The sequence below is a fragment of the Sphingobium sp. genome, from assembly GCF_032153725.1.
GTDB lineage: Bacteria > Pseudomonadota > Alphaproteobacteria > Sphingomonadales > Sphingomonadaceae > Sphingobium.
This window is the reverse complement of sequence record NZ_JALDYQ010000043.1, coordinates 32,109-43,382: the sequence shown is the minus strand read 5'-3', so window position 1 is coordinate 43,382 and position 11,274 is coordinate 32,109. Positions and strand designations below refer to the sequence as shown.

Here is an 11,274-nt window from a genome sequence, read left to right as displayed (position 1 = left end):
GCGCGCGGCGGTGGAAGCGGCCTTGCTGTCGGTGATGGTGCTGGCGCTGCGCCACGGCGCGCTGGCCCCGCAGAGCCATGGCGGCAGCGCGCGGCAGGCGGCGCTGGTCGCGCGGCTGCGCGAGCGGATCGAGCAGCGCTTCCGCCAGCGCGAGCCGGTGGGCGACCATGCGCGGGCGCTGGGGGTGAGCCTGACGGCCCTGCGGCAGGCCTGCGCGCAGGTGGCGGGGACGTCGCCCGCCGCGATGCTGGACGAGCGGGCCTTGCTGGAAGCACGGCGCCTGCTGCTTTATTCCAACCTTTCGGTGACGGAGGTGGCCTATGCGGTGGGATTTGAGGACCCGGCCTATTTCTCGCGCTTCTTCTCCCGGCATGTGGGACAACCGCCGCGCGGCTATCGGACAGCCAATGAAAGTTGAAACCGCCACGGCGCGTGCCTATCAGCGGACCATGGCACGGCGCGCATCATGACGGACGGGATCAGGGACATTCTCGACCGTTTGCGCGCGCCCGCCGACAATGTGGTGACACGGGCGCGGCGGATGGTCGAAGCCCATGTGCCGGAGGAACGGCGCGGGCCCGGATGGGACCGGCACTGGCGGGAACTGGAGGCCTATCTGGATCTGCCGGGCCAGTGGTCATCCGGGGACAAGGAAAAAGAATGACGACCGACAAGCTTATCGACCTGATCGTGGCGCGGCTGGTGCGCGATCATGGACGGAGCAAGCACCACTGGCGCAAGGTAGTGGGGCCGATCCGGCTATATGCCCGTGAAACCCATCCGCATTGCAACTGGACCGCCAATCCGAACGGAACCTTTCAGGAAATCGCGGCGATTGAATCGATGCTGGACGATTTGCGCATGTGCTATCCGCTGCTCTCCTCTACTGTCGCCTGAATGGGCGATCCGCGGCTCATGCGACCATCTGCCCGACCGATGATCCTGCCATAGTGGGTCACCCGATTCCGGCGCGGTCCCGCCCTTCTTCATGGAAGGCAACGACTTCGGCCAGCACCGACAGGGCCAGGGTGCGGGCGTCCCTGGCATGCGGGACCAGCCCGATCGGGCTCCGCACGCGGGCAACGGCTTCTTCGCCATGGCCGGAAGCCTCAAGCGACGCCCTGCGCCGTTCCCGCGTCGATTGCCCGCCTTGCGCGCCGATATAGAAGGCGGGCGTGTCCAGCGCCCATTCCAGCAAGGCGGCTTCCCATTCATGATCGTGGAACAGGATGGCGATCGCCGTCCAGGGGTCGACCGACAGCCCTTCAGGCCTGCGCCCCAGCGCCAGGCCATCGCCCGGCCCGACAAGTTCCACATCCGTGCCATAGGCTTTGGCGACCCGCGCCAATTCATATGCTTCGCTTCCCGCGCCCAAGATCATCAGGCGCAGGGATGGAATGAAGCGCCGCCCGGGCAGCAGAGCGGCACCGGCCGGCGCAAGCGGCAAGGTGACGGCCTGCCTGCGATCGAGGGCGCGGACCGCGCCAGCCAGCGCCGCGCGATCGGGAAAGGGGTCCACCAGAATATCCAGCCCCGATCCGCAAGGCAGCCTGAAGTCGACAATGGACGATCCCTTGCCGTAGCGCAGCAGCCTTGGCGCGCCCATCGCCCGCGCATGGGCGGCCTGCGCTGCCAGTTCCTTTTCCAGACAGCCATCGGCGATGCAGCCGATCACGGTCCGGCCGTCCGCGGAAACAGCAAGTTGCGCCCCAAGCCGGCGGGAGAAGGAACCCTCAATGCCGACTATGGTGCATAGGGTGGCATCCCGCTCCGCCGCGAAGCGCAAGGCCGCCTGGTCGAGATCGGCGGCTGCCGCGATTTCGATCCCATCCTGGTTCATTGACACCCCATTCCATCAGGCGTTCCGCCGGATACCGGGCATCAATTCCGAGAGGGATTGCGCTCGACCGGGTGCCGCCCATAGCCGCTCGAATTCAACAGTCGCTTGGTTCATGGCGTCTACCGTGAACAAGCTGACAAGTACACAGGTCCGTGACGCGCGGTGACCGACAGTGCGATGATCTCACAAGGCGTTCATAGAGGGATTTCCCGGCATTCTCCGGGCCGGACGCCCTCTATCGTCCAGTCCCCGATGCTCCACCGCACCAGCCGAAGCGTCGGATGACCGATTGCCGCGGTCATCCTGCGGACCTGTCTGTTGCGCCCTTCCCGGATCGTAAGCCGGACCCAGCAATCGGGGACGGTCTTTCGAAAGCGCACGGGGGGATCGCGGGGCCAGAGCGATGGGGCCGCGATGCGTTCCGCTTCAGCGGGCAAGGTCATGCCGTCTTTCAGACGGACGCCACGTCGCAACCGGTCCATCGCGGCCTGCTGCGGATCGCCTTCGACCTGGACGAGATAGGTTTTGGGCATCTTGAATTTCGGATCGGCTATGCGGGCCTGCATCCTGCCGTCATCGGTCAGGACAACCAGCCCCTCACTGTCGAGGTCCAGCCGGCCAGCGGGATAGACGCGCGGCACATCGATGAAATCGGACAGGGTCGGGCGAACCGTCGGAGAACGCGCATCCGTGAATTGCGTGATCACGCCATAAGGCTTGTTGAACAGGATCAGCCGCGGCATGGCGATGTCTTCCCCTGCCCCCTCATCAGCGCGTTGCGCACTCAATCCTCCTGTTCGAAAGCCACGCTGCCCTGATTGACCAGCGTCGCCAGCAACCCCGACGCTGCCGCCGAACGGATGAGGGCAGGCGCCAGTCGCACATGCCCCGCAGCGCATATCTGTTCCGCCAGAAGCGCGGTTTCGCCGGAACATGCGAAACTCTGGCCGTCGACGAACAACAGGACCGACCCATCGCTCTGCCGGATGAAGGAAAAGCGGCTTGCCGGATTGCGGCGCAGCGGGATGGCGGCCGCCAGCAAATCCGCAAGCCCGGCGCTGTCGATCGGTTCGTCGGGCTGCCAGTCGATATCCGGATATTTGCGGGTGCTGTTATATTCGCCGAACCAGCGGGCGAAGGCGTCGCGATCCTGCATTTTCTCCATGATCATCGCATGCAGCCGCGCCAGCGCCGGGGCGGAGATTTCCCCGGGATTGTCCTGCGCCTGCAAATCCGGATCGCCGTAACGATCGTCATCCTGCATCCCTTCGACAAGATGATCGCACCAGTCCGCGATCAGCTCGCTTCGCGACGGCGCGCGAAAGCCGATCGAATAGGTCATGCAATCGTCGCCGATCGCGACGCCGTCATGAGGGAAACCGGGCGGCACATACAGGATATCGCCCGGTTCAAGCACCCATTCGCCCGTCGGCTCGAACTGCGCCAGCAAGCGCAGATCATCATGCGGCCGCAACGGGGTGGACTGGTCGCAGCGGGCGCCGACCCGCCAGCGGCGCCTGCCCAGTCCCTGAAGCAGGAACACGTCATATTGATCGAAATGCGGCCCCACGCCGCCCTGATCCGCGGCATAGCTGACCATCACATCGTCGATGCGCCAATTCGGAATGAAACGGAACCGCTCGATCAGCGCGGCCACTTCCGGCACATGGTGATCCACGGCCTGGACGAGCAAGGTCCATGGCTGCTTGCCAAGCCGTTCATAGCGGGTCGCGTCGAACGGGCCATGGGCCAGGCCCCAGCCATCGCGCGCCTGTTCGATCAGGCGCGATTCGACACCGTCCTCGCACGCAAGGCCCGCCAGTTCATCGGGGCTGAGCGGGTTGACCCAGTTTCCCCAGGGATTCCTGATCAGCACCGGCCGCTTTTGCCAATAGTCGCGGAGAAAGCCGTCGAAATCGTCAATCTGCATCATGTCTTGCATGCATTGCCGCCATTGGATGCCGGAGTCAAAGGCGGCTTTCTCCCGTCCTTGTCATTCCGCGTCCGGCTGGTTCTGCGGCGCCGCCTTGCTGAACGCGTCGAGCGCCATGCAGGCCTGCTCCACCTCCAGCAGACGCGGCCAACGCAACTCCACGCCGAAACGCCGCGCATTCACCAGCTGCGCCACCAGGCAGATATCCGCCAGCGTCACCCGATCGCCAAAACAGAACGGCCCCTGTTCACCGGCGATCAGCCGGTCGAAGGCGTCCAGCCCCTCATCGATGACCTGGGCGGCCCAGCCCGTCACCTGCCGCTCGTCCAGGCCCAGGCCGCGCAGCCGGTCGAGGACCTTGAGGTTCTGGACCGGGTGGATGTCGCAAGCGATGAGCTGCGCTGCCGCCCGCACCCTGGCGCGGCGAACCGGATCGCCGGGCAGCAGCTTACGCCCCGCCACCGTCTCGTCCAGATATTCGCAGATGGCGAGGCTCTGCGTCAGCACGGCCCCATCAATCTCCAGCGCGGGCAGCAAGCCCTGCGGGTTCAACGCCAGATAGGCCGGCGCCCGCTGCTCCCCCTTGCGCAGATGGTGGAAGGCGTCGGCATAAGCCACGCCCTTCAGATTGAGCACGATCCGCACCCGATAGGATGCGGTTGAACGGAAATAGCCATGCAGAACCGGCTTGGTCATGGACGCCACGCATTCAACTCCCTGGGATATGCACTTTCCTCTGCGCCGCCTTGCCCGGATGACCGGGCAGGACAAGGTCGCCATGTCCGGGCAGCCGCAGTCGTGCCATGAAGCTATGACGAAAATATCGCGCGAGTGAAGGTCTGTTTTCCCGCCCTCCGCCGTCGCGGAACTTTTTCCGCGCAGTTGCGTAACGATTGCTGCGCGCGATATATGTCGCGGGCACAGGGGGGATGAAGATGCGATCAGCAGCGCCGGCCATTTGCAATGTCTTGTGGGCGGCCGCCGGGTTGCTGCTGCTTCATCCCGCGCAAGGGAAGGCGCAGAGCATCGACGAACTGCGCGACATGCCGATCTCGGCGCTTTCGAAGATCGACGTCACGTCCGTCACCCGCACCACATCCTCCCTGGCGGAAGCGCCGGCATCCATCTATGTCATCACGCATGACGACATTGTCCGGTCGGGCACGCTGACCCTGGCAGGCATATTGCGGCTTGCGCCCAATCTTCAGGTCATGCGGGGCGGCCCGAACGAAACCGTCATCACCGCGCGCGGCCTGAGCGGCAATGACGATGCGCAGAATTTCTCGAACAAGCTGCTTGTCCTGATCGACGGCCGCAGCGTCTATTCGCCGCTTTTTTCGGGCGTCTATTGGGACATGCAGGATGTGCTGCCCGAGGATGTCGAACGCATAGAGGTCATCTCCGGCCCCGGCGCGACCCTGTGGGGTTCCAATGCCGTCAACGGCGTCATCAACATCATCACGCGGGATGCGGGCGCTTCCCAGGGGCTTTACCTGACGGCCGTTGGCGGCAACCGGACCTATGATCTGGGCCTGCGCTATGGCGGGCAGGCCAGCGGAACGGTGAACTATCGCCTGTTCGCCAAGCGCCATGAAAATTTCGAAAGCGCCGAAGGACTGGACGATGGCAGCCGCCGCACGCAGATCGGCTTCCGCGTCGACTGGAACGCGTCGTTCCGGGACGCCGTCATGGTGCAGGGCGATGCGCATTATGGCTCGCTATCCCAGGGCGCTTCCCCGGACGAGAAATATTATGGCTATGACATGCTCGCGCGCTGGCGGCGCACCGCCGCCTCCGGCGCGACAGTCCAGTTGCAGACCTATTATGATCATACCGCGCGCGAGATCGACGATGATGGCGGGCGCTTCGCCATCGACAGCCTTGACGTCGAGGCGCAATATTCCCTCTTGCCCGGCGGCGGGCACAGCATCGTGCTGGGCGGCGGCGCGCGCGTCAGCCGCTATGAGATAGAGAATATTCCGGGCCTGCTGTTCGTGCCCGACCGGCGCTCCCTGTTCCTTGGCAATCTGTTCGCGCAGGACAGCATCGCATTCACCCCCACCCTGACCGGGACGTTCGGCGTCAAGCTGGAGAAACGCACCTATAGCGGGCTGACCGTGCTTCCGAGCGCGCGACTTTCCTGGAAGCCGGGCGCATCCGCCCTGGTCTGGGGCGCCGTATCGCGCGCCGTGCGATCCCCCACGCCGTTCGACCGCGACGTCGTGGAATCGATCGGACAGACGGTCTTCCTCACCGCCCTTTCCAGTTTCCGGTCGGAAAAGCTGACGGCCTTCGAGCTTGGCACCCGCATGATGCCCTCTCCGCGCGCCTCGCTGTCGCTGTCCGCTTTTTATAATCTCTATGACGACCTGCGCACGGTCGAACCCGCGCCCGGCACTTTCCTGCCCTTACGCTGGGGCAATGGCATTAAGGGGGACAGCTACGGCCTGGACGCCTGGGCCGACATCAGGCTGGCCGATTGGTGGCGGCTGAAGCCCGGCTACAGCCTCCTCATCCAGAAATTCCGCTTCACGCAGGGCTCCACGCCATTGCTGGGCATTTCCCAGGTCGGCAACGATCCCCGCCATCGCGCCACGTTGCGTTCGTCGATGGACATCGGGCGGAACATCAATGTCGATGCGGACCTGCGTTATGTGAGCGCGCTGCCCGATCCCCATGTCCCCGGCTATGTCGAGCTGGGCGCGCGCATCGGCTGGCAGTTCGATGATCGGGGAGAGTTGTCGGTTTCCGGTTTCAACCTTCTGCACGACAGCCATCGGGAACTGCCGGCCTCGCAAGCCAATCCGATAAGGCGCAGCGTGTTCGTGGCCCTGAAATGGACCATCTGAGCCTTCTCTGGCTCCACCCCCCCGAGCACTGGTCCGGGAGCCGGTTCGGGCGCTGGTTCAGGGGCTGGTTCAGGGGCTGGTTCAGGGGCATGGGCCGTCTGTGCATGGTGCTTGCGGTGCTTTTTCCCGCGAGCTCGAGCAGCGCCGCCAATCCCTCCGCCTCGCTGGAACAGGCGGTCAAGGCAAGCTTCCTCTTCAAATTCGCCCCGTTCGTGGAATGGCCGACATCGGCCTTCACCGTCGCGGACAGGAATTTCGTGATCTGCGTGGCGGGTCAGGACCCCTTTGGCGGCGTTCTGGACGATGTGGTGCGGGCCCAGAAAATGGCTGGCAGGCCGATAACGGTGCGACGCCCTGCTCCGGGGACCGGCGCCCTGGCCAATCCGGCCGCCTGCCACATTTTGTTCGCGGGGCAGTCGGCAGAAGCCGACTATGCGCCCTTCGCGTCCCTGTCAGGTCAGCCGGTGCTGACGGTGTCGGACAAGAGCGGCGGTCCATCAGGCGCCATGATCCAGTTCGTCATGCAGGGCGGACGCGTACGCTTTCAGATCGACGATGCGGCGGCCCGCGCCAGCGGCCTCCGGATCAGTTCCAAATTGCTTGGCCTTGCCTTTTCGGTGGACAGAAAATGACCGACCCTTTGCAAGCACATGCCCCGAACCGGATGCGCGCCGGGGGGATCGTCGCGCTGATGGCGACGCCGCTCATGGCGGTGATCATCGCCATCCTCCTGCTGGGCGCCGGTCTTGCGTTCACCTTGCAGCTTGAAGGGATCGGCCAGACGGAAAAGTTGCGGCAGACCACCACCCAGGCGCAAACGCTGGCAAGCGGCATCGCCGCTGCGCTGGCGTTCGACGATGACGTGGCGGTGCGTGAATATCTGAATGCCCTGCGCGCCGATCCGCAGATCACAGCCGCAGCCGCCTATGACGGCGACGGCAGCTTCGTCGCCGGATATGCCCTCCCCCCCGCCCGGGTACCCCCGCGCGACCAGGCAAGGCAGTCGGGGATTTCGGGAAACAGCCTGATCGTCACGGTGCCGGTGATGCAGGGCGATACCCGCCTGGGCAGCGTCTACCTGCAATCCACGCTCGACAGCTGGTCCCGGCGCGCGGCGCGCTATATCGGCATCGCGGCGATCGTGATCCTGGCATCGCTGCTGATCGTCGTCCTTGCCGCTTCCTATTCCACGCTGCGGAGCGCGCACCAGACGCTTCAGGCCGAAATCACCGGGCGGCAGCAGGCCGAAGAGGCGCTGCGCCAGTCCCAGAAAATGGAGGCGATGGGCCAGTTGACCGGCGGCGTCGCGCATGATTTCAACAACCTGCTGATGATCGCGTCGGGCGGCCTCGACCTCATGGAGCGGACGGACGATCCAGCAAAGCTGGAGCAATTGAAGGCAGGAATACGTCAGGCGGTCGATCGCGGGGCCAAGCTGACCCGGCAATTACTGGCCTTTTCCCGCCGTACGCCGCTCAAGCCCGAAGTCATCGACCTGCGCGAACGCATTCGCGGCATGGATGCCCTGCTGGAACGCTCGCTGGGCGAGGGCATCACCGTGGCCATGCATCTGCCGGGCGATCTCTGGCCGGTGGAGGTGGATGCGTCGGAACTGGAAGTCGCGATCCTCAACATCGCACTCAATGCGCGGGACGCCATGCCCAAAGGAGGCATCATCACGCTGGAGGCATCCAATGTCATCGGCGACGGCGGCAGCGGCAACCGGGTGCATCTGGCCATAGCCGATACGGGAAGCGGCATCGCGCCCGAGCTGGTGTCGAAAATATTCGAGCCCTTCTACACCACCAAGGCGGTGGGTCAGGGGACGGGCCTGGGCCTAAGTCAGGTCTATGGCTTCGCGCGCGCCTCCGGCGGAGAGGTGCATGTCGACAGCCTTCCCGGCAAAGGGACCGCCATCACCCTGCTGCTGCCGCGATCCCTGCTTTCGCCGGAGGGAAAGGATGCCCAGATCGACGCCATAGCCGCATCCGGCAAGCAGCGCATCCTGCTGGTCGAAGATGACGACACCGTGGCCGATACGGTGGGCGGCATGCTGGATGCGCTGGGCTATGAGATCGAGCGAGCGATGAACGGCGATGCCGCGCTGAGCAGGCTGGAGCGATCAGCCGATTTTTCCCTGGTGCTGTCGGACATGGTCATGCCCGGGGAGCGGAGCGGCATCGACCTCGCCCGGCTTGTCGGAGAATATTGGCCCAGCCTGCCCATCATGTTGATGACAGGCTACAGCACGGCGGCCGCTTCGGCGGCGAAGGAAAATCTTCGCCTTTTGTCCAAGCCCTTTTCCATCCAGGACCTGTCCGTCCAGATCGCGCTGGCGCTGGACGAAAGGCGAGGCAGGCGCGATCACCGTCCGGCGCTGCGCTGAATTTCCGCGCGACAGGCCTTAACATTGCCGGTGGAGAGGAATAGCGTGATACCGACCATGTCGCGCCGAAGGATCGTAACGTGCTGAAGCCACGCCGGGCGTTCATTCTTCCAGCATTGCTCTTTTCGCCGGTTCCCGTCGCATCGGGCCTGATCGCGACGGCCCATGCCGAAACCTATTATGTCGATTCCCGTCTTGGCGACGACGGCTTCAGCGGAACGGGCGCCGATCGGCCCTGGCGGTCGCTCGCGCGCCTGAACGACCTGTCGCTTCAACCCGGTGACCGGGTGCTGCTGGCGGCAGGATCGGTCTGGAAGGAGCCGCTGACGATCACGCGGCCGGGCAAGGTCGGATCGCCCATCACGATCGGGGCGACAGGCCCGGGACCCCGACCGCGCATCGATGCCGGCGGCGTTTCCGAATATGCCGTGGGGGTCATCAACGCGGATTATGTCGAGCTGGAAGGGCTGGAAGTCACCAATGACGCCCCCTCCCCCGCGCCGCGCATCGGCGTGTTGGTGCAGGCCGAAAATCGCGGCGTGACGCGGGGAATCCGCATCAGCGACATCTATGTTCATGATGTCCGCGGCAGCAACGATCGCAAGGATAATGGCGGAATCCTGTTCCGCGCCACCGGAAAAATCCGGGCCACCCGCTTTCAGGACCTGAGGATCGAACGGAACATAGTGTGGCGCGTCGACCGGTCGGGCATCGCCGGGATCAGCGACCGGGTGTCCTATTCGGACTGGTTCCCCAGCAGGAAAGTCGTCATCCGCGACAATTATCTGGAGGATATTGGCGGCGACGGCATCGTGCCGCGCGGCACCGACGGCGCGCTGATCGAGCATAATATCGTCCTTTACGCCGGCAGCCGCGCGCCGGGCTATAATGCGGGCATCTGGCAATGGAGCACGGACAACAGCCTGATCCAGCTGAATGAGGCCGCCTTTACGCGGACCCGCTATGACGGCCAGGGCTTTGATTCCGATTATAATTCGCGGCGGACGGCCCTGTTCTACAATTACAGCCACGACAATGCGGGCGGGTTCCTGCTGATCTGTTCGCCCCGGCGCGATGGCAAGGACAATCTGGGCAATCGCGGCACGGTCGCCCGGTTCAATGTCAGCCGGAATGACGGGACCCGCATCTTCCAGCTGTCGGGCAATGTGTCGGATGCCCGCATCGAGAAGAACGTCATCCATGTCGGCCGGGCGATGGATGTCCAGATGGTCGTGGCGACCCAATGGCAGGGATGGGCGCGCAATGTCCGTTTCGCAGATAATTTCTTCAAAGTGGCGGGCACGGCGCGCTATGGCAGCGAGAGCGGTCGCAACGGCCCCGATTATCTGATCCGGGCCGGTTTTTCCCCCGCCACATCCATCCGGTTCAGGCGCAACAGCTATTGGGGCAGCCATGTCGACCGGCCCGAAGACGGGATCGGCCGGCCCGACATGCCATATCAGGAAACCGCGTCCGACTGGGACGTGCCAAGGTTCGATCCCGCCATGCCGGACGGCTTCGCCGAATTCCTCGTCCGCCATCGCGCCTGGATGCTGACGATGCTGGAGCGGGAGTTGCAAGCACCCGTCACGCTGAAACAGCCGCGCCGCAATTCCATCTTCAACGAAAGGCGATGACATGCCGACTGCGGCAGTCGCCCCCCGCATCGTCTTTCGCGCGTGCATGAGGAGCGGTCATGGAAATTGAAGTCAGCGCGGAGGCCAAGGACAGGCGGATCAACCGGACGGTGGCGATCACCGTCGTCATCCTGTCGGTCTTCACCGGGTTGTGCACCATCAAGGACGGCAATATCGTGCAAGCGATGGACCGGGCGCAGTCCAATTCCGTGGATGCATGGGGCCAGTATCAGGCGACCAGAACCAAGCTGCATCTGGCGCAGGATGCAAGGACGATGCTGGACGCGATGGCAAACGGTCCTTCGACGGGCAAGGCCGGGGCCGCGCTTGCGAAACTCGACGGAGAGGTCGCCAAATATCAGGCGGAAGCACCCGTGCTGGAGCAGCAGGCCAGGCGGTATCGACAGGATTATGACGCGCTCAACGTCCATGACGACCAGTTCGACGCGAGCGACGCGTTGACCGCCACCGCCATATCGCTGGCGGCGGTCGCGGCGCTCTGCGAAAGCATGGGGCTGCTGTTCGCGAGCTGGGCCTTTGGCGCGATCGGGCTGTTCATGGGAATTTGCGGCTTTGCGGGATGGGGATTCCACCCCGACCTGCTGAGCAATTTCCTTGGATGAAAGGCG

Annotated in this window: 12 protein-coding genes; 8 read left to right on the top strand and 4 right to left on the bottom strand. The window is 64.4% G+C overall.

Going from position 1 to position 11,274, the window contains the following annotated elements; genetic code table 11:
* From RUH75_RS14570 to RUH75_RS14560, 3 genes are all read left to right on the top strand, one after another.
* Nucleotides 1-418: helix-turn-helix domain-containing protein (locus RUH75_RS14570; RefSeq protein ID WP_313807196.1), on the top strand; the 418-nt coding region annotated here is incomplete at its 5' end.
* 48 nt (nucleotides 419-466) lie between these two features.
* Entirely contained in the window at nucleotides 467-664 is a 198-nt protein-coding gene (locus RUH75_RS14565) for a hypothetical protein (protein WP_313807194.1), read from the top strand.
* Entirely contained in the window at nucleotides 661-897 is a 237-nt protein-coding gene (locus RUH75_RS14560; protein ID WP_313807192.1) for a hypothetical protein, read from the top strand. The genes RUH75_RS14565 and RUH75_RS14560 overlap by 4 nt, the downstream gene beginning before the upstream one ends.
* 58 nt (nucleotides 898-955) lie before the next feature.
* Here RUH75_RS14560 and RUH75_RS14555 read toward each other — a convergent pair whose 3' ends face one another.
* The 4 genes from RUH75_RS14555 to maiA form a co-directional block, all read right to left on the bottom strand.
* Nucleotides 956-1,840 carry an XdhC family protein gene (locus RUH75_RS14555; RefSeq protein ID WP_313807190.1) on the bottom strand — a complete coding sequence of 295 codons (885 nt, stop codon included), beginning with the start codon at nucleotides 1,838-1,840 and terminating at the stop codon, nucleotides 956-958.
* Nucleotides 1,841-2,034: 194 nt separating this feature from the next.
* Nucleotides 2,035-2,583: a pseudouridine synthase gene (locus RUH75_RS14550; RefSeq protein ID WP_313807205.1), complete on the bottom strand. Its 549-nt coding sequence runs from the start codon at nucleotides 2,581-2,583 to the stop codon at nucleotides 2,035-2,037.
* A 41-nt stretch (nucleotides 2,584-2,624) separates the two neighbouring features.
* Nucleotides 2,625-3,770, bottom strand: coding sequence for a cupin domain-containing protein (locus RUH75_RS14545; protein ID WP_313807203.1), 1,146 nt, complete (start codon nucleotides 3,768-3,770; stop codon nucleotides 2,625-2,627).
* 63 nt (nucleotides 3,771-3,833) lie between these two features.
* Entirely contained in the window at nucleotides 3,834-4,469 is a 636-nt protein-coding gene (gene maiA / locus RUH75_RS14540) for a maleylacetoacetate isomerase (protein ID WP_313807201.1), read from the bottom strand.
* 239 nt (nucleotides 4,470-4,708) lie between these two features.
* Here maiA and RUH75_RS14535 point away from each other — a divergent pair, with 239 nt between their 5' ends.
* The 5 genes from RUH75_RS14535 (at nucleotide 4,709) to RUH75_RS14515 (ending at nucleotide 11,268) form a co-directional block, all read left to right on the top strand.
* Nucleotides 4,709-6,622, top strand: a complete 1,914-nt coding sequence (locus tag RUH75_RS14535) for a TonB-dependent receptor plug domain-containing protein (RefSeq protein WP_313807188.1) — start codon at nucleotides 4,709-4,711, stop codon at nucleotides 6,620-6,622.
* Entirely contained in the window at nucleotides 6,610-7,254 is a 645-nt protein-coding gene (locus RUH75_RS14530; protein ID WP_313807186.1) for a YfiR family protein, read from the top strand. Before RUH75_RS14535 ends, RUH75_RS14530 begins: the two co-directional genes overlap by 13 nt.
* A complete protein-coding gene (locus tag RUH75_RS14525) occupies nucleotides 7,251-9,008 on the top strand; it encodes an ATP-binding protein (protein WP_313807184.1) in 1,758 nt (585 codons plus the stop codon). The genes RUH75_RS14530 and RUH75_RS14525 overlap by 4 nt, the downstream gene beginning before the upstream one ends.
* Before the next feature lie 80 nt (nucleotides 9,009-9,088).
* Nucleotides 9,089-10,645, top strand: a complete 1,557-nt coding sequence (locus RUH75_RS14520; RefSeq protein ID WP_313807182.1) for a right-handed parallel beta-helix repeat-containing protein — start codon at nucleotides 9,089-9,091, stop codon at nucleotides 10,643-10,645.
* Nucleotides 10,646-10,704: 59 nt separating this feature from the next.
* The gene (locus RUH75_RS14515) at nucleotides 10,705-11,268 is read left to right on the top strand and encodes a DUF4337 domain-containing protein (protein WP_313807180.1); all 564 of its coding nucleotides are present in this window, start codon (nucleotides 10,705-10,707) and stop codon (nucleotides 11,266-11,268) included.
* The last annotated feature ends 6 nt before the right edge of the window (nucleotides 11,269-11,274 follow it).

Bases quoted from the DNA above. Each gene is read 5' to 3' on its own strand.
- RUH75_RS14515 (WP_313807180.1), top strand. From the start codon at position 10,705: ATGGAAATTGAAGTCAGCGCGGAGGCCAAGGACAGGCGGATCAACCGG.
- RUH75_RS14535 (WP_313807188.1), top strand. From the start codon at position 4,709: ATGCGATCAGCAGCGCCGGCCATTTGCAATGTCTTGTGGGCGGCCGCC.
- RUH75_RS14560 (WP_313807192.1), top strand. From the start codon at position 661: ATGACGACCGACAAGCTTATCGACCTGATCGTGGCGCGGCTGGTGCGC.
- RUH75_RS14565 (WP_313807194.1), top strand. From the start codon at position 467: ATGACGGACGGGATCAGGGACATTCTCGACCGTTTGCGCGCGCCCGCC.
- RUH75_RS14545 (WP_313807203.1), bottom strand. From the start codon at position 3,770: ATGCAGATTGACGATTTCGACGGCTTTCTCCGCGACTATTGGCAAAAG.
- RUH75_RS14555 (WP_313807190.1), bottom strand. From the start codon at position 1,840: ATGAACCAGGATGGGATCGAAATCGCGGCAGCCGCCGATCTCGACCAG.
- RUH75_RS14525 (WP_313807184.1), top strand. From the start codon at position 7,251: ATGACCGACCCTTTGCAAGCACATGCCCCGAACCGGATGCGCGCCGGG.
- RUH75_RS14530 (WP_313807186.1), top strand. From the start codon at position 6,610: ATGGACCATCTGAGCCTTCTCTGGCTCCACCCCCCCGAGCACTGGTCC.
- maiA (WP_313807201.1), bottom strand. From the start codon at position 4,469: ATGACCAAGCCGGTTCTGCATGGCTATTTCCGTTCAACCGCATCCTAT.
- RUH75_RS14550 (WP_313807205.1), bottom strand. From the start codon at position 2,583: ATGCCGCGGCTGATCCTGTTCAACAAGCCTTATGGCGTGATCACGCAA.